Here is a 25,398-nt window from a genome sequence, read left to right on the forward strand (position 1 = left end):
ATAACAGACCTGCCTACTTGCAAGTCTTGGTGCATCATGGTGCCAGGGCTTGCAGGCATTTTGGCAAATATTTAAATGGAAAATATTTAAATGATGGAGGGAAAAAGGTGCATTTACACAAACAGCAGCGTCCTCGTACAACAGTGCGTCATGGGCGAATGTCATGGAAGTCATCCTGTCCTATGCTCCTGCTTATCGTATTGATCCTGTGCTTGACCGGCTGTTCTTCACCAGCGGGCTCGGCAGCTACCTCTGCGGCACCGCAGGCGGAGGCAGCTGCCAAAGACTCGGCGCGCATCGTTGCGACTACAGTCGCCATCACAGAGATTGCGAATGCACTGGATCTGGATCTTGCCGGCAAGCCCACCAGCAGCAAGACATTGCCGGAGCGGTATGCCAGTGTACCGGATGTCGGTAACCCGATGAGCCCGGATATGGAAAAGGTACTGTCTTTGCAGCCAACAGACATTTTATCCGTCACTACGCTAAAATACGATCTGGAACCGAAGTTCAAGGATATGAGCGTCAATGCCGAATTTCTGAATCTGGAAAGTCTCGGTAATATGGAACAGGAAATCCGCAAGCTGGGCGAACGCTTCGACCGTACCAAGCAGGCCGATCAGGTCATTAATCAGCTGCAGAGCAAAGTAAAACAGATCCAGCAGCAGGTCAAAGGCAAATCTTCTCCCAAAGTACTGATTCTGCTTGGGGTGCCCGGAAGTTATCTGGTAGCTACCGAGAATTCGTATATCGGGGATCTGGTTCGAATCGCCGGAGGTACCAATGTGGTGCAGGGAGAGAGTGTGGAATATCTGGCATCCAATACCGAGTATTTGCAACAGTCCAATCCGGATATTATTCTGCGAGCGGCTCACGGTATGCCCGAAGAAGTCGTAAAGATGTTTGATGAAGAATTCAAAACAAATGATATTTGGAAGCATTTTAACGCGGTTCAAAAAGGACGTGTATACGATTTGCCGGAGCCTCTGTTTGGCACAACAGCCAGTCTGAATGCCGATGCTGCAATGGATGAACTGGTGAAAATGCTCTATCCGGAATCCTGATCATCGTAGAAAGGAGCAAATCATGATATCCAATACTCCCAAACCGGCATGGTCTGCCGCTGCGAATACAGCTGTACCACAGACAGTGCCGGATTATCCGCGTCAGTATCGCAGACGAATGTGGAGCTTTGTCGCTGTGAGTCTGCTGCTGATTGGTGTCGTGCTGTTCTCGGCTATGACCGGCAGCCTCAAAGTAGGCGCAATGCAGCTCATTCAGGGTCTCTGGTCAGGCACCGATGCACAGGTAAATGTAGTACGTGATCTGCGCTTGCCACGCATTATTGTGGCACTGATGGCCGGAGCAGCACTCGCAGTAGCCGGGGTACTGCTACAGGCGGTGATGAAGAACCCGCTGGCAGATTCGGGCGTAATCGGCATCTCTTCGGGAGCCGCACTGATTTCACTGATTGCGGTTACCGTATTTCCGGCGCTGTATTTCTGGATGCCTGCATTTTCTTTTCTTGGCGGGGCACTCGCGTGGGCGATGGTATATGGATTCTCCTGGAAATCCGGGCTCAATCCGGTACGTCTGATCCTGATCGGCGTGGCGGTCAATGCTATTTTCTCGGGGCTCGGACAGTCGTTTAATTACCGGGGGAGTTATGCGGTCACCAGTATCAATCAGGTCTCCACTTCTACCTTGTCGATGAAAAAGTGGGTCGATGTCGAGGTGATACTCTGGTATGGCGGGATTGGACTATTACTGGCACTGCTCGTCGGCACCTGGTGCAATTACTTGTCCCTGCAGGAGAAAACTGCCCGTAATCTGGGCCTTCATGTGACAAGAGCAAGGCTGATTATCTCGGTTATCGCAGTTATACTCGCGTCCAGTGCGACAGCGATTGCCGGTGTGATCGTATTTATCGGTCTGCTGATTCCGCATATTGCGCGTCAGCTGGTCGGTTCGGATCATCGCTGGTTGATTCCATTTTGTGCATTGTCCGGAGGACTGCTGCTGCTGGTAGCCGATACACTGGGCCGTACGCTGCTCGCTCCGCAGGAGATTCCTGCTTCTATTATTATGGCTATTATCGGGGGACCCTTCCTGATTTTCCTGATCCGAAGGAGTGACCGTATCCATGGACATTAGAGAGATTACTTTTTCCTATGATCGCAAGATTGATCGTCTGCATCAGGTGAGCGCGGAGATTCAGCCGGGCAGGATTACGACGATTATCGGTCCCAATGGCTGCGGCAAGTCAACCCTGCTGAACGTAATGTCCAATAATGCTGTTCCGCGGCAGGGACAGATTATTCTGGATGGCAAAGAGATCCGGCAGTATCGTCCTCGCGAGCTTGCACGCAAACTGGCTGTTGTGCATCAGCAGAATGAAGCACCTGCAGATCTCACGGTAGAACAGCTGGTGCGCTTTGGTCGACTGCCGTACAAGACCATGTTGTCCAGCCGCCGGGAAGAAGATGATCAGGCGGTAGAATGGGCGCTGCAGTGCACCAATCTGGAGGAGCGGCGCTATCGTACACTCGATCAGTTATCCGGCGGAGAACAGCAGCGGGTATGGATTGCGATGGCTTTGGCACAGCGTACACCTGTACTGTTTCTCGACGAGCCAACCACGTATCTGGATATGTACTACCAGCTGGAAATTATGGAATTGATCGAGCGGCTGAACCGGGAGCATGGACTGACGATTGTCATGGTGCTGCATGATATCAATCAGGCGATCCGGTACAGTGATCACCTGATCGCTATGAAAGAAGGCAGGATTGTGATGAGTGGAGAGCCGGAGCAGATTGTCACTGCCGAGCTGATCCGCTCTGTGTATGATGTGCATGTAGCCGTTCGGCAGGATGAAGAGGCAGGATTGTATGTGATCCCTGTCAGCGTACGTCAGCAGACACTCATAGAAGCTTAACAGCCAATTTACCGTCTCGACTCTATCCGACTAAAAAGCCCTGTAACCCGATCGCCGGGATTACCGGGCTTTTTTTACATTGGGATATTATAGGGATCGGTTGATACGTAGATATGTAAACCGGGTAATAATCTTTCAAATACCAGCAGGTAAAACAGAAGACCGAAATATACACATGATACGTTGGGACTGCCTGCCAATAAGCAGCAGGAACCTGCATACTAATCGTCAAGACTCATCAGGGAGGAATACAATCCTATGCCGAAGATTCGTTACGATAATATAGACAATGTCAGTATCGACAAGACACTCAAACAATTCAAGCAGTGGCGTGAAGACCGACGCCGCAAAGCATCAAGAGACCGTTCTTATGTCGTACCTCATGCAGAACCGGAAATGGACTACCTGCATGCCAATCGGGAAGATGCTTCGATTACCTGGATCGGTCATTCGACCTTTTTCCTGCAATATGAAGGGCTGAATATTGTTACTGATCCGGTATGGGCACAGCGGCTAGCATTTCAGCGCCGGATCGGTCAGCCAGGTATACCGATCGAGGATGTGCCGCCGATCGATATTATTCTGATCTCGCATTCCCATTATGACCATATGCATATCAATTCCATTCGCAAGCTGTATCGCAGCTCCACTACTATTATTGTACCAGCAGGATTGAAGTCCAAAATGGTTCGCAAAGGATTTCATCGCTGTCATGAAATGCACTGGTGGGAGACGTTCAAAGTAGGCGATGTAAATATTACCTTTGTACCGACCCAGCACTGGAGCCGCCGTACGCTGCTGGATACGAATACTTCCCACTGGGGCGGATATGTTCTTGAGCCAGTACAACATCCGGTGCTGCCGGACGAGCCGCATAATGTATGGAATACCGAGCAGGACCCGACTGCACCCAAACCGAATGTTCCTGCGGTATCGGGGGATAGCCACGCTGATGGGTATATCCATGAGCCGCTGCCGCCTACCATTTATTTTGCCGGAGACAGTGGATACTTTCCGGGATTCAGCGAGATCGGCCGGCGTCACAAGATCCATGTGGCACTGATGCCGATCGGCGCGTATGAACCGGAGTGGTTCCTGAGCTCCCAGCATACGACGCCCGAAGAAGCGCTGCGCGCCTTTTGCGATGTAGGTGCCGAGACGATGATTCCGATGCACTACGGAACGTTCAAGCTCGCCGATGATACGGCCAGGGAAGCGCTGGATCGGCTGGAAACCGAACGAGAGCGTCTGAAGATCGAACCGGAGCGTATCCGTGTACTTGGTTATGGCGAGACGCTGATCGTCCATGGTAATGCCGATGAAGAAGCAGATAGCGAAGACAAGGAAAACGTAATCTAATCTCCTATCAGACAGCCGGTCAGCAAGGTAGCCGGCTGTCTTTGTTGATGCCCATGATTACAAATTTTAAATAAGAAAAGATAGCAGGAATGGTTCGATTACCCAAAGTTGTGTGGTATACTATTGCCAACAGTAATTTCATGAAAATGAATACTGCCTTTTTTCATGAAATGAGATAGGTTTCATTACACAATACTTTATTAATGATAAGGATGGGTTGTATACATGATAAGTACTTCAGGTGTCACGCTGCGTTACGGTAAGCGCGCCCTTTTTGAAGATGTAAATATTAAATTCACGCCAGGTAACTGTTACGGTCTGATCGGTGCGAACGGTGCCGGTAAATCCACATTCCTCAAAATTCTGTCCGGTGAAGTAGAACAGAATGAAGGGGAAGTGCATATCACTCCGGGCGAGCGTATGGCGATCCTCAAACAGAACCAATCCGAATACGATGAGTTCCAGGTGCTGGAGACCGTAATTATGGGTCACAAACGCCTGTACGATATTATGAAAGAAAAAGATGCTCTCTATGCCAAAGAAAACTTCAGTGATGAAGACGGCATGCGTGCCGGCGAACTGGAAGCCGAATTTGCAGAGATGAACGGTTGGGAAGCGGAAGCAGAAGCTGCCGAGATGCTGAACGGTCTGGGTATCGACAACGAAATGCAGTACAAAATGATGAAGGAACTGAACGGTAACGAGAAAGTACGCGTCCTGCTCGCTCAGGCCCTGTTCGGTCACCCGAACATCCTGCTGCTGGATGAGCCTACCAACCATTTGGACATCGAATCCATTCACTGGCTGGAGAACTTCCTGGCTTCCTACGATGGCACTGTTATCGTAGTCAGTCACGACCGTCACTTCCTGAACACGGTATGTACGCATATCGCCGATATCGACTTTGGCAAAATCCAGATGTATGTCGGTAACTATGATTTCTGGTACGAGTCCAGCCAACTGGCACTTCAGCTGAGCCGCGAACAGAACAAGAAAAAAGAAGACAAGGTCAAAGAACTGCAGGCCTTCATTCAGCGTTTTAGCGCCAACAAATCCAAGTCCAAGCAGGCAACTTCCCGTAAGAAAATGCTGGACAAAATCACACTGGATGACATTCGTCCATCCAACCGTAAATATCCGTTTATCAACTTCAAAGGCGAGCGTGAAGCAGGCAAACAGCTGCTGCTGATCGACGGTCTGAGCAAAACGATCGACGGCGAAAAAGTCATCAACAATCTGACGCTGACTGTTAACAAAGGCGATAAAATCGCTCTGGTCGGTCCAAACGGCAACGTCAAAACAGCATTGTTCCAAATCCTGATGGGTGAAGTGGAACCGGATGAAGGTACGTACCAATGGGGTGTAACTACTTCCCAGGCATACTTCCCTAACGATAACTCCGCTTACTTTGATGGTGTGGACGAGACGCTGGTAGACTGGTTGCGTCGTTATTCCAAAGATCCGGATGAATCTTTCCTGCGCGGTTTCCTTGGCCGTATGCTGTTCTCCGGTGATGAAGCGCTCAAAAAAGCAAGTGTATTGTCCGGCGGAGAAAAAGTTCGTTGTATGCTGTCCCGCATGATGCTTATGGGCGGTAACGTTCTGCTGCTGGACGAGCCTACCAATCACTTGGATCTCGAATCCATCACAGCACTGAATAATGGTCTGACTGATTTTGATGGTACGATTATCTTCACTTCCCATGACCATCAGTTCGTACAGACAATCGCTAACCGCATCATCGAGATTACGCCAAACGGCATTATCGATCGTATGATGAGTTACGATGAGTACCTGGAGAGCAAAGAAATCCAGGAAATGCGTGACAAAATGTACCCGGTACAAGTATAATTCCGGTGACTTGAATAAAAAGGCGGTTCCTTTCGGGGAATCGCCTTTTTTGTTGCCTGAAGGGAATTATATTTACCGAAGTGAAAAGTGTTGCTGATTCTTCACAACATTTCACCTGGCTTACTTGCTTTGACCGGCGCTACAAGGTTTGCTCCAACCTACAAGGTTTACCTTTCCCTACAACGTTTCTCTAGACCCACAACAAAACCGTTTGTTACGATGGACAGATGAAATGGGAAGCGGGCTATGAAGAGAAAGAAAAGCACGGTCTGCATGGGGAGGAACCAACAACATGGTGGATGTATATCAGAATATTAAGGAAGGCGAGCGCGGAGCATGGCTTAGTATTGTCACCTATCTGATTCTGTCCGCGTTCAAGCTCATTCTTGGTTATCTGTTTCTGTCGAGTGCGCTGCGTGCAGACGGGATGAATAATCTGACGGATATTGTAGCATCTGTTGCTGTATTGATCGGACTGCGTATTTCGCGGAAACCACCGGATTCGGATCATGCGTACGGACATTTTCGGGCAGAGACCGTTGCGGCGCTGATTGCGTCTTTTATTATGGCGATGGTAGGGTTCCAGGTACTGGTAGATGGTGTGGGGCTGTTATTTGCCGGGCAAGAACAGGCACCCGAGCCGTGGCTGGCAGGAGTCGCTATCATTTGTGCAGTCATTATGTATGGAGTCTACCGCTATAATCGGAAGCTGGCCCAGCGTACCAATAGTCAGGCATTAATGGCAGCGGCCAAAGATAATCTCTCTGATGCAATGGTCAGTGTAGGAGCCGCAGTCGGAATTATCGGCTCCCAGCTGGGGATGCCATGGCTGGATATTGTCGCTGCTCTGGTCGTAGGCGTGCTGATCTGCAAAACCGCCTGGGATATACTCAGCGATTCGATGCACCGGCTGACAGACGGATTCGATGAGCTGGAACTGCCCGGTCTGCGCGAGACCATTGCTTCTATTGAAGGCGTAGAGAATATCAAGGATATCAAAGCCCGTATCAATGGCAGCCAGACGCTGGTTGATGTCATTATCGAAGTCTCTCCTGAACTCACAATTACCGAGAGCCATCATATTAGTGATAAGGTTGAAGCGAAGATGGCAGAGGTGCATAATATTCATTATGTGCATGTACATGTGGAGCCAAAAGAGATTTGAGCAGGGAATGGTTTGAGGATTCCTTATGCATTATTCTATTTAAAAGGGAAGACTCGTATACCGTATACTTGCTTTTGCTCCCTATCGTACAGGATCGAATGGAAAAGAGGTATATACCGTGAGAGAATCATCGGTTTCCGAGCGGCATTCCAGACGTTTTCGTTGGAAATGGCTGCTGGTTGCTCTGGTTATCCTACTGGTCATCGCGGCAGCCGGAGTCGCATGGCTGGCCTGGATGGTCGCTCCGCAGCGTTATCCCGGTCTTGATTACACAGAGCTCGACACAACCGCCAAGATACAAACCATGATCCAGCAGAAGCGGCTGGAAATTACACTTAGTCCGCAGGAATTTAATCAGCTTGCCCGCAAGGAGCTGCTGGATCATCAGGAAGATTATCCGCTGGGGCTGCATATCAAGGGAGCAGATTTCACCTGGCAGGGGAATGTAGTACAGGCGGATCTGACAGGAGATTATCTGGGTATTCCTTTTGGGGCGCTGTTGGATTTTGATGCCCGGCTACAGGGTAACCAGCTGGTGTTGACCCATCGTCATACTACCGTACAACATGGTGAATGGACAGGAGCGCTGTTGGAGCCTATAGACATTTCGCTGACCAAGTATTTTCCGGCTATTGTAGAAGTAAAACAAATGGAATTTGGCAAAAATGAGGTTTTGGTCCGTTTTCGGCTGGATTTATTCAAGCTGCCCCGATTGCTAATGCGTTAAATAGTAATTGCAAAGTGTAGCAGGTTATTTCCGATAAATCCGTAACTATGGCCAACCATACATAAAGAGCCCTTCTCCCGAAGAGAAAGGCTCTTTTTGCTGATGAGATACTATCTGGATCGCAGCAGAGCTGCATATTCATTCCATTTGGTACAATGAATGACTTTATTGTTAATACGTTCGTCTGCGTCCTGTAAACAGGCTGATCACGAACAGCACCAGGAAAAGGAAGAACAGCACCTTGGCAATAGTAGCAGCCGCTTCAACGATTCCGAAGAATCCGAACACGCCAGCAACAATCGCAATAATCAGAAAAATAACGGACCATTTTAACATAAATATCACCCTTTCGTTTGTAAATTTGAACAAATCGCATTTCCGATTGGATATCGGGTAACGAGGACGGTATGAAATTAGTTACTTATTAATTAGTAAAAGTACCTTAACCGCGCGGTTAGTAGGTTGAAACAGATGTTGGTATATTTCCCCGAACAAGTCTCGCTTCTGTTTCGGTGGTAAAACAGAAGGGTAGTTTATGAATAACATCCTGAAAAAATGTGAAACCAAAACATTCATTGTTGAAAGAGAGGGTAAATTATGAACATTGTTATCAGTATCAGTGTAGCGGTTGTCGCTATCGCATTCGCAGTACTCGTTGTATTCCTCGTTAAGACCCTGTTATCCGCCAAGGATTCGCTGGATAATGTATCCGCAACCTTGAAGGATGTACAAAAGACAATGGAAGAACTGACATACGAAGTAAAACAGACTATCCGTAATGTTAATGAGATTACAGGAGATGTCGAACATAAGCTGCAGCAGGTTGATCCGGTTGTAGAATCCGTTAAAAATCTTGGCGTGGTACTGAGTGAAATCACCGAAACTGTAAAAGATCTGACGCTCAAAACCAAAGAAGTATCCGGTACATTGTTTGATCGTGTGAAATTTGCCAGTGGCAAATCGGAGCATTCTACCAATGCACATTCCATGGTAACAGCTTCTACTCCGGAAGATCGTACGTTGCAATCCTACTCTGCTACATATGACAAAAATGGTCATAACAATGGTGCATGGTTGAACTGGGTAGATACAGCAGTGAACGTATGGCAGAAATTCCGCAAGATCCCGACTAAATAACCATATTTGATTAAATATTCCGAATTCAATGTTCTGATAATCTCCAAACGACCAACGGCTACATGATGATTCATGTGTAAACCGCAGAAAGGGTGAGACGATGCTTACTTACATGATGTTACTCGCTGGAATATTGTCCCCTTACAACGGTTCTGCCCAGGTATCTGATGCACCGTTACAGCCAGTCGTAGCTGTGCAGTCTGCTGAGTATGCCGCGATGCCCGCGGATAACAGTATCCATACTGCTTCCATAACATCTGCAACAGATTCCGTATACGAAGAACCCGATACCGAGGATACACTCAGCTACCATACTCTAAATGGCGTCTCTCTTAGTGACAGCCGGGCAGAGCTGCTGAACAAAAAGGGCGAACCGCTTCATCAGGTGAAGACGGATGCCGGCTATACGGAATATGAGTATGACGATGTGAAAGTAGGCATGATGGGGGATCACATTTACTATGTAAGTGTACCCGCACAGGCTGGCTCACTGACACTGGATGGTCACACGCTTCCTATTAATAAGCAGGCGATTACCAGTGAGTTGGGTGAACCGGATTTCACAGCAGATGATGGGGAAGGCTACAATAATGACTTTTATGCTTTTAAAGTCTTTACCGACCCTGGCACAGGGAAGATTGTCAGCGCAGATATTTTCGATACATTATCGGAGTGAATATTAATTATTTCTGAAAAAAATGTTTCATAGATTGGCAGTGTGGGTAAATGGTATATTGACTATCTTGTGAAAGCAGGTGATAGACATGAATCCGACTAATGCCAAGCCATACGCCAAAGTTGTAGCAAACGGTATACAAGCTGTAGAAGTCGTGAAGGAGCTGCAAAGTACGGGATATGGGTTTGATGATATCTATGTACTGGCGCATCAGCAGGACGTTACAGCCAAAATTGCCGAGACAGCCGGGGCACAGGAGATCGGGCTGAAGGAAGAAGGCATGTTTGACTCACTTGCCAATCTTTTCCGTTCACGTGGTGATGAACTGCGTTCCAAAATCACCTCACTTGGATTTACCCAGGCAGAGGCAGATTTTTACGAGCAGGAATTAGACCAAGATAAAGTACTTATTATTGCCAATCATAAATCCTAATTATAGAGGCTGCATGCTAAAGACAAAGAGGTTGTATCAAAATCATATAACCGTTGTCCCCGCTAGGGCCTAGATTTGTAAGGAAAATGCCTTCAATTCCACTTCCATGGTGGAGTTGGAGGTTTTTTGACGAGTTTTTGATACAGCCCCTTTTTGGATAACAATCACAGTTGGCTTATAATGAAAACAAGGTATATGAATCCGCTTCATGAAATAAGGGAATGAGGAGAAGTTATGAATATATTAATCGTTGATGATAATCCGACCAATGTAATAATTATCCGTGAGATTCTGAAAAGAGAACAATATACCAATATCGTCACTTCCGCATCGGCCCGGGAAATGTTCGAACATCTTGGTCTGGGTGAACCTGATGCAGTAGCACGTGCCAAAGCCAATTCGTTTGACCTGATTTTGCTGGATATGATGATGCCCGAAATGGATGGTATTGAAGCCTGCCGGATTATTCAGCAACATGAGCTGCTGAAAGATATTCCGATTATTATGGTCACAGCAGTAGGAGATTCCAAAAAACTGGCGGAAGCACTAGATGCCGGAGCAATGGATTATGTGACCAAGCCGATCAACAAAGTGGAATTGCTGGCTCGTATGCGTCTGGCCCTGCGACTCAAACATGAGAAAGACTGGCATAAAGAAAGAGACCAGCATATCCAGGATGAGCTTAAATTAGCCAGTCTGGTACAGCATGCGGTGCTAAGTACGCCGATTCATGATCCTTCTTTCCAGATTGAAGCCCTGTACAAGCCTTCTTTTGAGCTGGCAGGTGATTTGTATGCCTGGTATCCTCTTGGAGAAGGACGTTATGGCGTCATTTTGCTGGATATGATGGGGCATGGTATTTCTTCATCCTTGTTCTGCATGTTTATCGCATCCGTGCTTAAGGATACAGTTACTACCTATGTAGAACCGGAGAAAGTCATCCAGGAGCTGAACCGTCGTTTTAATCAGCTTCATATTGAGAATCAGCTGGTACAATACTACTTTACGGCGATTTATCTGGTGGTAGATACCAAGTACAAACGGATCGATTATGTTAATGCCGGACATCCTCCAGGTCTTTTCTTTGATGATAACGGAGAAGTAACCAAGCTCAGTACGAGTACGTTCCCTGTTGGCTTGTTTGACCGAATTGAAGCAGAGCCACGCAGTTTCCTTTATGAAGGAGACGGACATCTGGTACTGTATACAGATGGTCTGCTTGAAGCAGTGGAAGGCGATCAGGATGTGCAGCTTGATTTCCTGATTGATCAGCTGAAATCCAATCATCAACTGGATAAACAAAAAATCGAAACCGTATTTTTTGAAGCAAGTGCACCTGCAGACCGGGATGATGATAAGTGTCTGGTGTGGATTTCACTCAATGAAGGAGCGGACAATTAATGAAGCTAAGAACGAAGCTGGTCTTGGGGTTCAGTGTCATCATTTTATTATTGATGACGCTGGGCTTTATTACGTATGACCGGATGAACTATATGAATGAGCAGCTTGATAAGGTATACCAGGAGCGCTATCTCAAAGTACGGTATTCAACCGATATCCGCTCTCAAATGAATGTGATTGCCCGTGAAGCAGCCAATATGCTGCTCAGCGCTTCGACGCAGCCGGTAGAGCAGAGCCGTGTCACAATTGAACAGATGATTACGAGCAGTCAGAACAGCCTCAAACTGCTGAGTGAATCTTCTAATACACCAGAAGAAAAGAAACAGATTGAAACGGTGGCGGTTAACTGGCAGACCTTTATTGATTACTCGCGCCAGCTGACTTCGCTAGTAGCAGGAGACCAGATTGCCGCTGCGAATAATTACCGAACCCAGGTAGGGCTGGATGCGCAGACAAATCTGAATCAGAGCATATCCGACCTCGCGGAATATCAGGATAATGCGATTGATACGGAGATTGCGCAGGCCAATCTTGCTTATCAGAATTCGATTCGGATTACCACCTATGTGATGCTTGCCGGCGTTGTACTGAGCTTGCTGGTCATGCTTTGGATTGTACCAAGTATCAGCAAAGGTCTTGGAACCGTATCCCTGATGATCAAGGGATTCTCGGAAGAACGTTTTGGCGTTATCCGTCGTATTAAGATCAAATCCAAGGACGAGATCGGCGACGTAGCCAGAGTGTTCCAGCAGATGGCCGAAGATTTGCAGGAAAAGCGTCATATGGAAGATCAATATCGTCAGGCACAGGAAGACCAGTCCTGGCTGGATTCCAATACATCACGCATTACCGAGCTGCTGCGAGGCGTTAACACGCTGGAGCAGAGTGCACAGACTTTTATCAATGAATTTTCTCCGACACTTGGAGCCCATTTTGGAGCTCTATATTTGCGAACGAATGAATCCAGCGACAAAATTATGCTCAAAGCAGCGTATGCTGCCGATGGCGAATTATGTTCCAAAAAAGAGATTCGTATTGGTGAAGGACTGACCGGACAGTGTGCTGCCGATCAGAAGCCGATCGTGCTGGATCAGGTACCGGAAGGGTACATTCCGGTCAATTCCGGACTGGGTGCGAGCAAGCCACAGAGTGTGCTGATTTATCCAGTACTGTTTAACGACGAGCTGCTGGGCGTTATCGAGCTGGCTTCACTGCGTGCATTTACATCACTGCAGAGACAGCTGCTTCACTTACTTACCCAGGATCTTGGCATAATTATCAATAACATCAATCGTCGTCTGCATGTAGAGGAACTGCTGCGTGAATCTCAGGCACTGACAGAAGAACTACAAAGCCAGTCCGAAGAGCTGCAAATGCAGCAGGAAGAACTGCGCCGCTCCAATGAACGTCTGGAAGAACAGACCGAGGAACTCAAGCGTTCCGAAGATATGCTGCAGCGCCAGCAGGAAGAACTGGAGCATTTTAATAATGAATTGATCGCCAAGACCCGCGAACTGCAGGAACAGATCCAGCATGTGGAAGAGCAGAATGAAGAGATTGAACAGAGCAAGCATCAGCTGGAACAACAGGCGATGCAGCTCGCTGTAACGAGTAAGTACAAATCGGAATTCCTGGCGAATATGTCCCATGAACTTCGTACACCACTGAACAGTCTGCTGATTCTTTCCCAGCTGCTGACCGAGAACAAGGACGGCAATCTGACCGACAAGCAGATGGAGTACGCAAGTACCATCTATATGTCTGGCGCGGATCTGCTCAAGATGATTGATGAGATTCTGGATCTCTCCAAGGTCGACGCCGGCAAAATGGAAATTAACTGTGAAGCTATACCGGTGACCAATCTGGAGTCCTTTGTAAATATGAACTTTGCTCCTGTAGCGGCGAAAAAAGGAATTGATCTGCATATTACGATCGGCGATCAGGTGCCGGAAGCCATTGTAACCGACGAGCACCGGGTTAAGCAGGTTCTACGCAATATGCTGTCCAATGCATTCAAGTTTACGGAAAAAGGATATATCGAAATGAATATCGATCAGGCAGAGCCGGGAGAACTGCCATCCTACCTGAACAGAGAAGAAGCGTATATCGCAGTCAAAGTGATCGACAGTGGTATCGGTATTCCGCAGGATAAACTGGATCTGATTTTTGAAGCGTTCCAGCAGGTGGATGGTACGACAAGTCGTAAATATGGCGGAACTGGATTGGGATTGTCTATCAGCCGCGAGCTGTCTCGTCTATTGGGCGGTGGAATTACCGTCACTTCGGAAGAAGGCAAAGGCAGTACCTTTACCCTCTATCTGCCGAAGCTGGTTCCATCATCGGCTGACAAGACAGAAAGCAAGACAGATAGTACTGCAGACCGCATCAATTCCGGCTACATGTCGGCTGATTTTACCGATCAGGTACTGCAGCAGTCCTCCATGCGTATGAATAATCGCAAACAGGCTGCCGAGACGGAATCTGCCGTTATTCCGCAGCCGCTGGCTGATGACCGTGACCAGATCAGCAAGGAAGACAAAGTACTGCTGATCATCGAGGATGATCCGAACTTTGCCAAAATCCTGATGGATATGGCCAGAGATCGTGGATTCAAAGCACTCGTAGGTATGCAGGGCGACACTGGTCTGCATATGGCCAAGACTTACAAACCAGATGCAATCATACTGGATATCCAACTGCCGGTGATCGATGGATGGGCAATCCTCAGTGAACTGAAAAGCAATGCCCACACCCGTCATATTCCGGTACATGTCATCTCTGTCATGGATGATGTCAAGCAGGGACTCATGATGGGGGCGATTGCCTATCTCAAAAAACCATCCAGTAAGGAAGCGCTGGAAAAAGCATTTTCCCATCTGGAATCCTATACCGAGCAGGGACTCAAGCAGCTGCTGATCGTAGAGGATGATGCGATTCAGCGTCAGTCTATTATTGAACTGATTGGTCATGATGATGTCTCCATCACTGCAGTATCGACAGGCAAGGCTGCGCTGGAAGAACTGGACGGCAAGCGTTATGATTGTATGGTACTGGATCTGATGCTGACCGATATGACTGGCTTTGAACTGCTGGATCGTATTCGTGATAATCATCGTCTGAGCGATTTGCCGATCATTATTTACACCGGCAAGGATCTGGATACCAAGGAAGAGACCCAGCTGCGCAAGTATGCGGAGTCTATTATCGTCAAAGATGTCAAATCGCCGGAACGTTTGCTGGACGAGACGACCCTTTTCCTGCATCGGGTAGAAGCGGATCTGCCGGAAGACAAGCGTCGTATCTTGCAGAAGCTGCATAACAAGGAGACTCTGTTCGAAGGCAAGCGAATCCTGTTGGTAGATGATGATGTACGAAACGTATTTGCCCTGTCCAGTGTACTGGAAGGATACCGGATGGAAGTGACGTTCGCCGAGAATGGACGCGAAGCAATCGATATTCTGGCACAGCAGGATTTTGATCTGATTCTCATGGATATGATGATGCCGGAAATGGATGGATACGAAGCGATGCGGATTATTCGTCAGATGCCAGGGTATGACAAATTACCGATTATTGCGCTGACTGCCAAGGCAATGAAGGACGATCGTTCCAAATGTATTGAAGCGGGAGCCTCAGATTATGTCAAAAAACCAATACAAACGGACCAACTTTTATCATTAATGCGTGTTTGGTTGTATTCGTAGAGCACAAAAGTGGGTAAATGATTTATAATGTTAAACGTTGGCGATTTATCTGTGTGTTCAGATACGACCAATTCGGATAGAAATGGTTCCGATTTTACGCGGATCCATCCTGATCTCAAGCCAAAGAACAACGAACGACCATATAATTTTGACGAACATGTACAAATGTTGAGAAGCCGGTTGCACAATACAGTGAACCGGCTTTATACCGAATACGAATCACGTACAGTTTACAAGGAATCGGGGCTGAAAAGATGACACCGACGGATCATGAACAAATACAGAACAACTCAAACTCGCCCCAAGGGGAAGGTCAGATTATCACTAATCTCGCAGAGCGCGAGAATATTGAAATCGATCTGCTGCTGGAAGGGGTACATCGTTTGTACGGATATGACTTCCGTAATTATGCGCGTGCTTCATTGACCCGCAGAATATGGCATCATGTCCATGCGGAGAATCTCAAATCTGTCTCGGCTCTTCAGGAGAGAATACTGCATGATCGTTCCTGTTTTGAACGATTTGTACAGAACCTGTCGATTCCGGTGACAGAGATGTTCCGGGATCCGCACCTGTTCCGTATGTTCCGGGAAAAAGTCATTCCCCTGCTGCGGACCTATCCGTATATTCGGATATGGCATGCGGGCTGCTCCACGGGAGAAGAAGTATACTCGATGGCAATCTTGCTGCACGAAGAAGGTCTGCTGGACAAAGCACGGATCTATGCGACCGACATGAATAACCGTTCACTACAGCAGGCTCGCGAAGGCGTCTTCGGTATTGATCGGATGCAGCTATACACCAAGAATTATCTGGAAGCTGGCGGTACTCGCTCTTTTTCCGAATATTATACAGCTAAGTACCAATCCGTTATTTTCCAGCCGTTTCTTCGCAAGCATATTATTTTTGCGGAGCATAATCTGGCTACTGACCGCTCGTTCAACGAGTTTAATGTAATTTTGTGCCGAAATGTAATGATTTATTTTGACGATAAACTCCGTGAACGTGTTCATGGATTGTTTCATGAAAGTCTTAGCCGCTTCGGTATTCTGGTGCTGGGCTCCAAAGAGTCGATGCAGTTCACCGGCTACAGTGATTCGTATGAACCACTGGATCGACTGGAAAAGGTATACCGGAAAATTAACTAGAGAATGTAGGGGGATACCATGAGGTTTCATGAACCGATTCATATCTTGCTGGTAGATGATCGACCTGAAAACTTGCTTGCCCTGGAAGCCGTTCTCGAGAGTGAACGTTATAATCTCGTCAAAGCGACTTCAGGGGAAGAAGCGCTGCGCTGTCTGCTCAAGGATGAATTTGCTGTTATTATTCTGGATGTTCAGATGCCGGGAATGGATGGCATTGAGACGGCCAAACTGATCAAAGCCCGTGAGAAAACCAAAGAAATTCCGATTATTTTTGTGTCTGCCAATAGCAAGGAAGCCGAGCATCTGTTTGCCGGATATTCTGCCGGCGCTATTGATTACATGGTAAAACCATTTATTCCGCAAATCCTGAAATCCAAGATTGAAGGATTTGTAAATATGTATCTGACCAACAAGCGTCACAAAACCCAGTCCATGCTGCTGCAGCAAAAAACGCTGGAACTTGAAAAAATGAATCAGGAACTGGTTCGTGCCAAAGAAGCTGCCGAGATTGCAGCCAAAGCGAAAACCGAATTCCTGGCAATGATGAGCCACGAGATCCGTACTCCGATGAACGGAGTAATCGGTATGATCGATCTGTTGATGGAGACCGATCTTCAACCTGAACAAAAGGACTATGCCGAGATTATCCGCAGTAGTGCAGATACACTCGTCATGGTCATTAACGATATTCTGGACTTTACCAAAATGGAGTCAGGCAAAATGGAACTGGAAGAACATCCATTTTCGCTCGAAAATTGTATTTCCGAAGTGTTTGGACTATTTTCGGTTGAGGCTGGCAAAAAGGGTCTGGAGCTGCTTTACCGAATTGGAGACAACGTACCGAGCTATCTGTTCGGAGATATGGCGCGCTTGCGTCAGGTACTCATTAATTTGACGGCAAATGCTATCAAATTTACTGAGCAGGGCGGTGTCTATCTGGAAGTAGAAGCGGTAGGCCAGCAGGATAATCGTCTGGAACTAGAGTTCAAAGTCAAGGATACAGGTATCGGGATTGCTCTGGAGAAGCGGGAGCAGCTGTTCCAGCCATTTTCTCAATTGGATTCATCCATGACAAGAAAGTATGGCGGAACCGGACTGGGTCTGGCGATTTGCAAAAACCTGGTACAGATGATGGGCGGAGATATCCGTCTGGAATGCAAAGAGATGGAACCTGGCGATGGAGCAGTATTTGCCTTTAGCATCCGTGTGGGTGAATACACGGTTGAAGAGACAGAAGTAGATGTGGTGGAGGAAAGGCCGGTAAGTCTGCTTCAAAAGAGCGGCTCCATTCCCCGCATTCTGATTGTAGACGACCATCCGATCAATCAGAAGCTGATGGTTAGTATGCTCAATAGACTCGGTTACGAGCCGGATACTGCAGATGACGGAGATGAAGCGATCCGGATGGCTTCTGCCCAGACGTATGATTATATCTTTATGGATGTACAGATGCCTAATATTGACGGACTGGAAGCTACGCGGATTATACGCGAGCTGGGGAATGGAGAACGTTCGGTCATTATTGCAATGACTGCTGATGTGATGGAAGGTATCAAAGGACGATGCTTTGCAGCAGGCATGGATGATTATATAAGCAAACCGGTCAAAATGAGTAGCGTAAAAGCAATGATGGAACGTTATGCATTGGAATTATCACGGTATGAAGCCAAAAAAACGGTATATTGATCATTCGTATGTGATAACCGAATTAACATATAATGCGCAATAAGGTCTTGCTGCCACTGGCGGAAAAGGCTAGATTTGCGCTGCCCCTACTAAAGTTGTTATAACAACTAAAAATTGTATATACTATAAAAAACAGGATATAATCAAAATCAGTTCTCTAATCGGTTATTTAGGATATGTTTCATAAGATAACAGATTGGGTTATTAGTAAAGAAACCATTGTTCACGGGAGAATGTCTATGACTACTAACAAAAACGAAAAATTTAATGCAGTAACCCAACTCGAAGAAGGCGCATGCACTGTCTTTTTAAGCGGGGAAATGGATTTATCGGTAGCGCCTGATTTTCGTCTGGTTATGGAGCCGCTTGTAGGCGACGCTGGCCAGGATCTGATCGTAAATATGAAAGACCTGAAATATATTGATAGCACAGGTATCGGTATACTGCTCTCTATCCTCAAAGCACGGCACGGTATGAATGCCAGCTTTACTGTTGAAGAGGTTCCTCCACAAATTCAGAAACTGTTTGAAATGACCGGAATTGCCAAGTTTTTTGCCCCTCAGGAGAACTCCCACTAGGAAAGGATCGAACATAGCATGAAAGCTGATACTCAAAAAGTAATACTTAATTTACCTGCAACCGCAGAGTTTGTAGATGTAGTACGATTGAATCTGTACGGAATTGCTTCCAAAATGGGATTTTCATATGAAGATATTGAAGATATGAAAGTAGCCGTATCCGAAGCATGTAACAATTCCGTGCTGTATGCCTATGGGCAAAATGATGGACATATTGATGTGACTTTCGAAATCGGTGAAGAAACGTTATCCATTACTGTCGAAGACGAAGGGGAGAGCTTCGAAACAGTAAAAGGTGGCGGAGAAGAAAGCACACTGCATGACAAAGATCTGAATGATGTTCAGATTGGCGGACTTGGCTTCTATCTGATGCAGGCATTGATGGATGATGTCAGCATTGAAAATGTAGCTGGCCAGGGTACTCGTGTCGTCATGTCCAAAAGCCTTGCTCTAAGCGAGGAAAGAGTATGAGTGAAAGAGTGACTCCCCCCGAATCGATGGACGAGGCGATCGGCCTGATCTGGGAGTATCAACAAACAAAAGACAATGACATTGCGACCGTGCTGATCAAAAAGTACGAGCCTATGGTTAAGATGGCTGCGGGTAAAATTGCCCGTAACCGCCCGGACTTGTACGAAGATTTGTACCAGGTCGGTCAAATGGCATTGATTCGTCTTTTGCAACAGTATGATATTTCTTTGGGGATTCCCTTTGAACCATATGCCATGAAGAGTATGATCGGGCATATGAAAAACTTTTTGCGCGATAAATCGTGGTACATACAGGTTCCGCGCCGAATCAAAGAAAAGGGAGCCCTGGTTCAGCAGGCGATCGACGAATTGACGGTCAAGCTGGAACGTTCCCCTAGTGTGCGGGAAATTGCCGGTTTTCTGGAACTTTCGGAAGAGGAAACCATTGAAGTCCTGGCAGGACGCGAATGCTATCACTACGTATCTTTGGATTCGCCATTGTCCCAGGAAGAAAGCGCAGCTACACTGGGCGAACTTATCAGTGCAGATGTGAATGATTACGATGCAGTAGAGAAGCGGATGGATCTGCAGCAGGCACTTAGCCAGCTGAAGGAGCAGGAACAAAAAGTACTGCTGCTTGCCTTCCAGGAAGGTCAATCCCAACGTGCGATTGCACAAAAGCTGGGTGTATCCCAGATGAGTGTATCGCGTATCCAGAAGCGCGCTACGGAGAAGCTTAAACAAATTATGTCTAACGCTTCATCATCGGGTTAATGTTGCACATGTACAAGATTAAATTGTCGGTTATGGCAATTGACTGAGGTATGCTTTGATTCTCCAAATGGAGGTTGAAGCATACCTTTTTTAATTCCTGCTGTGTTTCATATGATGCAGAATTTGGAGTGTAAGTGTAAGTGCGCTCTCTGTTCTAATGGGATGCTAGAGGTTTGATTTTAAAGAGGATTATAAATGGAACTGAAGTGAATGTAAGTTTGTCCGCTCCGAAATTGGATTAGTCTCCTGCCCCTCGTTAAGATCAGATATCCTGAATATCCGCTTGCAGCGGAGGATATCCAATCTTAAATAGGGCCGCTTCGCTGCTGGAGTCTAATTCCAATTCCTTCGCTTAGAGCTTGGAATACATTCTTGTTTCTCTAAGAAATCTAAAATACACAATGCTAAGCTCAAAAATCCCAAAGGAATAAAGGATTTGTTATTTCATCTATCATTTTTAAACTATAGCGTAATAGCACTAAGCATGCTTTTAAAAGAAATCTGCGCAAACAGCAGAGCGGAGGGAAGGGAATCTTTCCAAAGGACGAGATTTAAGAATGGATATTTACCGATACAATCGGTGATTCAAAATATCCATTCTTAACCAGAGGACGACGGAATGATCCCTTTCCGCAGTGGTTGATGCATCATCAGTATACTAACATAGCAGGCAGCCAACACCGATCGATATTTTGCCACCTACAGCCTATTCCTGCTGCACCATCCTGATTTACACGTACATTTTCAACCCCAAACTCAGGTAGAAAAGACAACTCCACCTGGTAATAAAAAATCCCTGTGCGCGGATAAAGGATAACATTGCTGTATCTTTTATCTATGCACAAGGATTTTGATAAAGGAAGCGATGCGAATTTACTTCTGTTAACCTTTGCCTCCACTTGTATCTGCACCTTGGGAAGCTTTGACATAATCGAGAATCTGACTGATATAGTCACCGATCAGCGGCAGGGAAACCATCTGGCTCAGGATAAAGGCAAGCAACGCCAGGATGACGATAGTACCTAGTGATAAGCCAAGACCACGAGCAGTACCAGCAATAAAGTTGGTAATCAGGCGGCGGCGTACACTGCTGTAATTCTCGATGATATCTCTGATTTCCGCTTTGTCCAGCGCTTTGGTCAGCTGATCGAGGCGTTCATTCAGACGCTTCACTTCATGACGCAATTCGAATGGATGCTCGCGCACATTATCTGGCGGAGGTACCACTTCAGGGGATGTAGGTGATAACTCTTTGTCTTTGTCAGCCATGAGATTCCCTCGCTTTCATATGAATTCGCCACATCGGGCATAAAAATAGCCGACTGCAATGAGCCGGCTATTTTGGTCAATCCAGGTTATATTAGCGTTTGTTGTTGGAGTTAAAGTTATTGTTTGTTGACGGGTTGGAACCCGTTGTAGTGGAACCTGGTGTGGTAGATGTTGTAGAGCCCGCTGTTGCAGATCCAGTTGTCGTCGAAGCACCTGTGCTGGAACCTGTAGATGTGGAAGAACCGGAACCGGACGAAGTCAGCGGCTTGGAATCTTTTTTCACATCTTCAGCAGCTTTGGTTACTTCTTTGGCTACATCTTCTTTTGCACCTTTTACATCTTCAGCGATGTTTTTGGAAGCTTCAGCTACATGTTTTACGATGTTTTCTTTGGCTTCTGCTTTTTCTTGATCAGCAGATTCGCCTACACCGATCGAAGATTTGGCTTTACCAGTCAGGTCAGTAGCTTTGGTAGCTACAGTCTGAGCAATGGTTGTAGCTTTGTCGCCTACCACACTTGCCAGTTCTACGGTTTTGTCGCTGATCAGGCCAGCTGCTTGCATCGTCTGGTCGGATACAGTACCGTATACATTTTTAGTTTTCTCACCGGCTACAGCCAGTTTGTCGGACAGATCGCTACGCAGCTCACGTCCCGGTTTTGGCGAGAAGAGCAGTGCGGCAGCAGCGCCGATCAGGCCACCGATAAATACACCTTTCAAAAATGTGGAACCGCTTTGCATTGGATATTCTTTTTCTGCTTCGTTCATAAAAAATCACTCCTTCAATTAGTGTAGGTTGCGTGTAATAGCGTAAGGTTCTGCGACTAGAGCCGAAGAGCCAGCCATATCATATCAAGTGAAGCTTCTCTGGGAGTATTAAGTATTATGTTGCAGCTTACCATAAGTATGGCTTATATCATGCCTGTCTGAGATCAAGATGCTCTGTGGAGCAGTCGGGATAACAGTCCAAGCAGAAAAACGAAAATCGCAGTTCCCAGAATAGCCGGGATAATCGCAAAATCACCGATATTCGGGCCAAAGTCACCAAACAACAGGGCGCCCAGCCATGCTCCTACAAATCCGGCAATAGCGGCTCCAATGATACCACCAGGCATTGCTTTGCCTGCGAGCGCATTACCGATCAGGCCAATAATAACGGCGAGCACAATACTGATAATGATTCCCCACATGCAGATCGCCTCCTTTACTTTACGCTACGCTAGTCCATTTCAGCTGAAGGCACGTAACCGTTGAAGTGGGCTATCTCGCTTGTTTGTCTTACTTCGTATATAAACATGGGGCATACGCATGAAACATTGGTTGCTTACCCCTTTGCATCGTCAAAAGGTTGCTGGGGCTTTCTTTTTTGCCATACAGACAAGGCATATGCACATGTAACCAGCCACAGAAATCCGCTGGCAAAACCGGCAATAATATCGGTTGGATAGTGAACGCCGAGGTATACACGTGTAATGCCGATCAAGGCGATGAGTACAATACCACACAGGATGGCTGGTACCATGGACTGGTTTTTCTGCCTGCGATAGCGGGCCCAGATAAAGAACAGCATCCCGTACATAGCTGCAGCGATTGTCGCATGACCGCTGGGAAAGCTGTAGCCTGAAGCGTGAGTCCAGAATTCCAGTTCAGGACGTGGACGCATAAAGTGGGCTTTCAGAATCGTATTCAGCAGCCATGCACCCAGTGATGTCACAAGCAGCATTAGTGCTTCACGGTATTCGCGCCATACTGCCAATAGTAGCGCAAAACCAAGTGATACACAGACTGTCGAATAAAATCCGCCCAGATATGTGAAAAACAGCATTGTACTTCGGAGTGGTTCTTCATGATAAGTGCGCACCTCGCGCTGGAATTCATTTTCCCATATATGAACCTGACCGCCGAATGCATTCTGAATCAGCCAGGTAACCAGATTAAGGAGGATAAAAGAAACCGCTGCTCCTGCAATCAGCACGAGGGTAATTATGAGCCATAAAGGAAGATTGGAGAACTTGCGTCCTGAACGTTCAGGAAAAGCTGGAGATGAGATAGGGATCGCCTTCTTTCATTTGTTATCGTTATGTTAAATTTAACCCTGTATTCACGACTGAACCCTGTTAACAGCAAACATTCGTGAACAATATGCTAAATGTCTACGAATCAAAAGAAGCATAGTAACAAAATCCACATAAAAAAGCCTGCTTCCTCAAAAAGGAAAGCAGGCTTTGATACCTGGAAAAGTGAAAAGTTATTTGCTGCGCAGACGTCCCAGTTCGGACACAAGTGCTTCAACTTCACTGATGCTCAAGTTGGGTTTGTTCATCACAATATCATAGACTTCATGGATATCTTCATACTGATCCAGCGAAAAAGCAGATGCCTGCATCGCTGCACCACTGGCCATCCGAAGCTTGGTTTTGATCGCTTCAATCATGACTTCCAGATTTTCCGTTGTAGGTTGGGACAAATCCATCGGTACGTTCTCCCTTTCTGTAACAAAAGCTGATTTTGTTGTATTGTACCATGGATAGCGGCGGGGAACCAATATTTTGCGGTAATAGGGCGCATCGGTTAAAATTACTATAGATACGCACAGTTGAGGAGGGAATCTACTATTATATGATTAATCGTCAGTCAAGTTTGCTTCCCTATGACCAGCAGAACCGGCGCAATGTGAACCGGGATGGGTTGACCCAGTTTTTCCGGATGATTCACAGCCGTCATGCGCTGGAGGAGCTTGCCTTTGTGTGTATCGGTACAGACCGTTCAACGGGAGATGCACTGGGACCGCTGATCGGCAGTGGTCTGGAAGCACGCAGCATTCCCAATATTACAGGCACAATGGAGTATCCCTGCGATGCGCATAATCTGCATGAGCGTATTCCGCGTATATCGGGTGATCTGACGATTATTGCGATAGATGCCTGCCTCGGTCAGCAGCGCTCGGTAGGACTGTATAGCATTGGAGAAGAGCCGCTATTCCCTGCGTTGTCAGTAGGAGGCAAATTTCCGGGCGTAGGCACATACAGTATCGCAGCCATTGTGAATGAGAATGGACCCAAACCCTACTGGACGCTACAGACAACCTCATTGCGCCATGTTATGAAAATGGCAGAGGACGTCGTGGAAGCGGCGGTTCGTGGACTAGGTATTACCGATTGAATAGGCATACATCATTCGTCTGAATAAAATGATCATAGTGAATTCGATATCGAATAGGTTATACCTACTATAGATAAATGATTTCTATACATTTCCGAACTAACTGCACAGGGAGGCAATCATTCATGAATCAACCTATACAGCAACCATCCGAACTTCTTTATTTTACCGATACCGGTGCAGGTGAGCCGCTTGTATTGCTGCACGGTTTTATGGGCAGCTCTGCCTACTGGGATGAAGTTGTTCCCGAATTGTCCAGAACGTATCGCTGCATTGTGCCCGATCTGCGTGGACATGGCCGTAGTCCGGCACCGGAAGGTGCCTACCGGATTGAACAAATGGCAGAAGATGTTATCCGATTGCTGGATCATTTAAATCTGAACAAGGTCACGGTACTCGGTCACTCGATGGGTGGTTATGTGGCTCTTGTGCTGGCTGAGCAGTATGCAGACTATTTGAACGCATGGGGACTGGTTCATTCGACCGGATATGAGGATTCGCCGGAAGCACGGGAGAAACGTCTGCAGACCGTCTCCAAAATTAACAGTGAAGGCGTAGCTGCTTTTGTAGACGGATTCATCGAAGGGTTGTTTGCACCGGATTCGGTAACCGAGCTGCCACAGGCTGTACAAAAAGCAAGGGAGATTGGATATCATACGCCTCCACAGGGAGCTTGCGGTGCAGCCATGGCGATGCGCGAACGTCCAGATCGTCGCTCGGTTATCGCTTCTTCCATTCTGCCGGTGCTATTGGTTGCCGGTGAGAATGATCATGTTGTACCGGCAGAACGTCTATTTACCGCTGAGGGAGAAAAGATTACATCCGTAACGATACCGGGTGCCGGACACATGAGCATGCTGGAAGCACCACAGGAACTGATCGCAGTGATCAACAAGTTTATTCGATAAAATCTACTATAGAA

General features: G+C 46.9%; 25 protein-coding genes. 19 read left to right on the top strand and 6 right to left on the bottom strand.

All coding sequences use genetic code 11. The features are described 5' to 3' along the window. Positions 1 to 158 precede the first annotated feature (158 nt). The 7 genes from isdE (at position 159) to H065_RS0117135 (ending at position 8,040) form a co-directional block, all read left to right on the top strand. A complete protein-coding gene (gene isdE, locus H065_RS0117105) occupies positions 159 to 1,064 on the top strand; it encodes a heme ABC transporter substrate-binding protein IsdE (RefSeq protein ID WP_026136303.1) in 906 nt (301 codons plus the stop codon). 118 nt (positions 1,065 to 1,182) lie between these two features. After that, positions 1,183 to 2,154: a FecCD family ABC transporter permease gene (locus H065_RS0117110; protein ID WP_026136304.1), complete on the top strand. Its 972-nt coding sequence runs from the start codon at positions 1,183 to 1,185 to the stop codon at positions 2,152 to 2,154. Further along, positions 2,144 to 2,938, top strand: coding sequence for an ABC transporter ATP-binding protein (locus tag H065_RS0117115; protein ID WP_017814304.1), 795 nt, complete (start codon positions 2,144 to 2,146; stop codon positions 2,936 to 2,938). The genes H065_RS0117110 and H065_RS0117115 overlap by 11 nt, the downstream gene beginning before the upstream one ends. Positions 2,939 to 3,196: 258 nt before the next feature. Continuing rightward, positions 3,197 to 4,297, top strand: coding sequence for an MBL fold metallo-hydrolase (locus H065_RS0117120; RefSeq protein WP_017814305.1), 1,101 nt, complete (start codon positions 3,197 to 3,199; stop codon positions 4,295 to 4,297). Between the two features lie 225 nt (positions 4,298 to 4,522). Continuing rightward, positions 4,523 to 6,148 carry an ABC-F family ATP-binding cassette domain-containing protein gene (locus tag H065_RS0117125; protein WP_017814306.1) on the top strand — a complete coding sequence of 542 codons (1,626 nt, stop codon included), beginning with the start codon at positions 4,523 to 4,525 and terminating at the stop codon, positions 6,146 to 6,148. Positions 6,149 to 6,440: 292 nt separating this feature from the next. After that, on the top strand, positions 6,441 to 7,313 hold the full coding sequence (locus H065_RS0117130) for a cation diffusion facilitator family transporter (protein WP_017814307.1): 873 nt from the start codon (positions 6,441 to 6,443) through the stop codon (positions 7,311 to 7,313). Between the two features lie 118 nt (positions 7,314 to 7,431). Next, on the top strand, positions 7,432 to 8,040 hold the full coding sequence (locus H065_RS0117135) for a hypothetical protein (protein ID WP_017814308.1): 609 nt from the start codon (positions 7,432 to 7,434) through the stop codon (positions 8,038 to 8,040). Between the two features lie 171 nt (positions 8,041 to 8,211). Here the strand turns inward: H065_RS0117135 and H065_RS27440 are convergent, their stop codons facing one another. Next, positions 8,212 to 8,376, bottom strand: coding sequence for a DUF1328 domain-containing protein (locus tag H065_RS27440; RefSeq protein WP_017814309.1), 165 nt, complete (start codon positions 8,374 to 8,376; stop codon positions 8,212 to 8,214). Positions 8,377 to 8,637: 261 nt separating this feature from the next. Here H065_RS27440 and H065_RS0117145 point away from each other — a divergent pair, with 261 nt between their 5' ends. From H065_RS0117145 to H065_RS0117190, 10 genes are all read left to right on the top strand, one after another. Further along, a complete protein-coding gene (locus tag H065_RS0117145; protein WP_017814310.1) occupies positions 8,638 to 9,177 on the top strand; it encodes a DUF948 domain-containing protein in 540 nt (179 codons plus the stop codon). Positions 9,178 to 9,289: 112 nt separating this feature from the next. Then, entirely contained in the window at positions 9,290 to 9,853 is a 564-nt protein-coding gene (locus tag H065_RS27105) for a hypothetical protein (protein WP_238557978.1), read from the top strand. A gap of 88 nt (positions 9,854 to 9,941) precedes the next feature. After that, positions 9,942 to 10,286 carry a YflT domain-containing protein gene (locus H065_RS0117155; RefSeq protein ID WP_017814312.1) on the top strand — a complete coding sequence of 115 codons (345 nt, stop codon included), beginning with the start codon at positions 9,942 to 9,944 and terminating at the stop codon, positions 10,284 to 10,286. A gap of 234 nt (positions 10,287 to 10,520) precedes the next feature. Beyond that, entirely contained in the window at positions 10,521 to 11,687 is a 1,167-nt protein-coding gene (locus H065_RS0117160) for a PP2C family protein-serine/threonine phosphatase (RefSeq protein WP_017814313.1), read from the top strand. Next, positions 11,687 to 15,391 (top strand): response regulator, encoded by a 3,705-nt coding sequence (locus H065_RS0117165; RefSeq protein ID WP_017814314.1) that lies wholly within the window; start codon positions 11,687 to 11,689, stop codon positions 15,389 to 15,391. Before H065_RS0117160 ends, H065_RS0117165 begins: the two co-directional genes overlap by 1 nt. A gap of 254 nt (positions 15,392 to 15,645) precedes the next feature. After that, entirely contained in the window at positions 15,646 to 16,539 is an 894-nt protein-coding gene (locus H065_RS0117170) for a CheR family methyltransferase (protein ID WP_017814315.1), read from the top strand. Positions 16,540 to 16,557: 18 nt separating this feature from the next. Continuing rightward, complete coding sequence (locus tag H065_RS26205) at positions 16,558 to 18,225, top strand: hybrid sensor histidine kinase/response regulator (RefSeq protein ID WP_017814316.1); 1,668 nt, start codon at positions 16,558 to 16,560, stop codon at positions 18,223 to 18,225. Between the two features lie 239 nt (positions 18,226 to 18,464). Then, positions 18,465 to 18,803, top strand: a complete 339-nt coding sequence (locus H065_RS0117180) for an STAS domain-containing protein (RefSeq protein WP_017814317.1) — start codon at positions 18,465 to 18,467, stop codon at positions 18,801 to 18,803. Between the two features lie 18 nt (positions 18,804 to 18,821). Further along, on the top strand, positions 18,822 to 19,274 hold the full coding sequence (gene rsbW, locus H065_RS0117185) for an anti-sigma B factor RsbW (protein ID WP_017814318.1): 453 nt from the start codon (positions 18,822 to 18,824) through the stop codon (positions 19,272 to 19,274). Then, positions 19,271 to 20,047, top strand: a complete 777-nt coding sequence (locus H065_RS0117190) for a sigma-70 family RNA polymerase sigma factor (protein WP_017814319.1) — start codon at positions 19,271 to 19,273, stop codon at positions 20,045 to 20,047. The genes rsbW and H065_RS0117190 overlap by 4 nt, the downstream gene beginning before the upstream one ends. A gap of 882 nt (positions 20,048 to 20,929) precedes the next feature. Here the strand turns inward: H065_RS0117190 and H065_RS0117195 are convergent. The 5 genes from H065_RS0117195 to H065_RS0117215 form a co-directional block, all read right to left on the bottom strand. Continuing rightward, on the bottom strand, positions 20,930 to 21,316 hold the full coding sequence (locus H065_RS0117195) for a DUF5665 domain-containing protein (RefSeq protein ID WP_017814320.1): 387 nt from the start codon (positions 21,314 to 21,316) through the stop codon (positions 20,930 to 20,932). A 91-nt stretch (positions 21,317 to 21,407) separates the two neighbouring features. Then, positions 21,408 to 22,082, bottom strand: coding sequence for a YtxH domain-containing protein (locus tag H065_RS28580; RefSeq protein ID WP_017814321.1), 675 nt, complete (start codon positions 22,080 to 22,082; stop codon positions 21,408 to 21,410). A gap of 164 nt (positions 22,083 to 22,246) precedes the next feature. Beyond that, positions 22,247 to 22,504 carry a GlsB/YeaQ/YmgE family stress response membrane protein gene (locus H065_RS0117205; protein WP_017814322.1) on the bottom strand — a complete coding sequence of 86 codons (258 nt, stop codon included), beginning with the start codon at positions 22,502 to 22,504 and terminating at the stop codon, positions 22,247 to 22,249. A gap of 134 nt (positions 22,505 to 22,638) precedes the next feature. Continuing rightward, a complete protein-coding gene (locus H065_RS26215; RefSeq protein WP_017814323.1) occupies positions 22,639 to 23,289 on the bottom strand; it encodes a phosphatase PAP2 family protein in 651 nt (216 codons plus the stop codon). Positions 23,290 to 23,562: 273 nt separating this feature from the next. Further along, the gene (locus H065_RS0117215) at positions 23,563 to 23,787 is read right to left on the bottom strand and encodes a DUF1128 domain-containing protein (RefSeq protein ID WP_017814324.1); all 225 of its coding nucleotides are present in this window, start codon (positions 23,785 to 23,787) and stop codon (positions 23,563 to 23,565) included. 146 nt (positions 23,788 to 23,933) lie between these two features. On the opposite strand from H065_RS0117215, the gene yyaC reads away from it, so the two are divergent. Both yyaC and H065_RS0117225 read left to right on the top strand, forming a co-directional pair. Then, the gene (yyaC, locus tag H065_RS0117220) at positions 23,934 to 24,476 is read left to right on the top strand and encodes a spore protease YyaC (RefSeq protein ID WP_017814325.1); all 543 of its coding nucleotides are present in this window, start codon (positions 23,934 to 23,936) and stop codon (positions 24,474 to 24,476) included. Positions 24,477 to 24,601: 125 nt separating this feature from the next. Then, on the top strand, positions 24,602 to 25,384 hold the full coding sequence (locus H065_RS0117225; protein ID WP_017814326.1) for an alpha/beta fold hydrolase: 783 nt from the start codon (positions 24,602 to 24,604) through the stop codon (positions 25,382 to 25,384). Positions 25,385 to 25,398: the final 14 nt, after the last annotated feature.

Origin of the sequence: Paenibacillus shenyangensis (assembly GCF_000346635.1) — a bacterium.
Classification (GTDB): Bacteria; Bacillota; Bacilli; order Paenibacillales; family Paenibacillaceae; genus Saccharibacillus; species Saccharibacillus dauci.

What these genes read in the sequence shown, in the direction of transcription:
- H065_RS0117170 (WP_017814315.1), top strand. Translation starts at nt 15,646, where the DNA reads ATGACACCGACGGATCATGAACAAATACAGAACAACTCAAACTCGCCC.
- H065_RS0117145 (WP_017814310.1), top strand. Translation starts at nt 8,638, where the DNA reads ATGAACATTGTTATCAGTATCAGTGTAGCGGTTGTCGCTATCGCATTC.
- H065_RS0117190 (WP_017814319.1), top strand. Translation starts at nt 19,271, where the DNA reads ATGAGTGAAAGAGTGACTCCCCCCGAATCGATGGACGAGGCGATCGGC.
- H065_RS0117225 (WP_017814326.1), top strand. Translation starts at nt 24,602, where the DNA reads ATGAATCAACCTATACAGCAACCATCCGAACTTCTTTATTTTACCGAT.
- H065_RS0117120 (WP_017814305.1), top strand. Translation starts at nt 3,197, where the DNA reads ATGCCGAAGATTCGTTACGATAATATAGACAATGTCAGTATCGACAAG.
- H065_RS0117195 (WP_017814320.1), bottom strand. Translation starts at nt 21,316, where the DNA reads ATGGCTGACAAAGACAAAGAGTTATCACCTACATCCCCTGAAGTGGTA.
- yyaC (WP_017814325.1), top strand. Translation starts at nt 23,934, where the DNA reads ATGATTAATCGTCAGTCAAGTTTGCTTCCCTATGACCAGCAGAACCGG.
- isdE (WP_026136303.1), top strand. Translation starts at nt 159, where the DNA reads ATGTCATGGAAGTCATCCTGTCCTATGCTCCTGCTTATCGTATTGATC.
- H065_RS27440 (WP_017814309.1), bottom strand. Translation starts at nt 8,376, where the DNA reads ATGTTAAAATGGTCCGTTATTTTTCTGATTATTGCGATTGTTGCTGGC.
- rsbW (WP_017814318.1), top strand. Translation starts at nt 18,822, where the DNA reads ATGAAAGCTGATACTCAAAAAGTAATACTTAATTTACCTGCAACCGCA.
- H065_RS0117165 (WP_017814314.1), top strand. Translation starts at nt 11,687, where the DNA reads ATGAAGCTAAGAACGAAGCTGGTCTTGGGGTTCAGTGTCATCATTTTA.
- H065_RS0117160 (WP_017814313.1), top strand. Translation starts at nt 10,521, where the DNA reads ATGAATATATTAATCGTTGATGATAATCCGACCAATGTAATAATTATC.
- H065_RS0117130 (WP_017814307.1), top strand. Translation starts at nt 6,441, where the DNA reads ATGGTGGATGTATATCAGAATATTAAGGAAGGCGAGCGCGGAGCATGG.
- H065_RS26205 (WP_017814316.1), top strand. Translation starts at nt 16,558, where the DNA reads ATGAGGTTTCATGAACCGATTCATATCTTGCTGGTAGATGATCGACCT.
- H065_RS28580 (WP_017814321.1), bottom strand. Translation starts at nt 22,082, where the DNA reads ATGAACGAAGCAGAAAAAGAATATCCAATGCAAAGCGGTTCCACATTT.
- H065_RS0117155 (WP_017814312.1), top strand. Translation starts at nt 9,942, where the DNA reads ATGAATCCGACTAATGCCAAGCCATACGCCAAAGTTGTAGCAAACGGT.
- H065_RS0117115 (WP_017814304.1), top strand. Translation starts at nt 2,144, where the DNA reads ATGGACATTAGAGAGATTACTTTTTCCTATGATCGCAAGATTGATCGT.
- H065_RS0117205 (WP_017814322.1), bottom strand. Translation starts at nt 22,504, where the DNA reads ATGTGGGGAATCATTATCAGTATTGTGCTCGCCGTTATTATTGGCCTG.
- H065_RS0117215 (WP_017814324.1), bottom strand. Translation starts at nt 23,787, where the DNA reads ATGGATTTGTCCCAACCTACAACGGAAAATCTGGAAGTCATGATTGAA.
- H065_RS27105 (WP_238557978.1), top strand. Translation starts at nt 9,290, where the DNA reads ATGATGTTACTCGCTGGAATATTGTCCCCTTACAACGGTTCTGCCCAG.
- H065_RS0117125 (WP_017814306.1), top strand. Translation starts at nt 4,523, where the DNA reads ATGATAAGTACTTCAGGTGTCACGCTGCGTTACGGTAAGCGCGCCCTT.
- H065_RS0117110 (WP_026136304.1), top strand. Translation starts at nt 1,183, where the DNA reads ATGTGGAGCTTTGTCGCTGTGAGTCTGCTGCTGATTGGTGTCGTGCTG.
- H065_RS0117180 (WP_017814317.1), top strand. Translation starts at nt 18,465, where the DNA reads ATGACTACTAACAAAAACGAAAAATTTAATGCAGTAACCCAACTCGAA.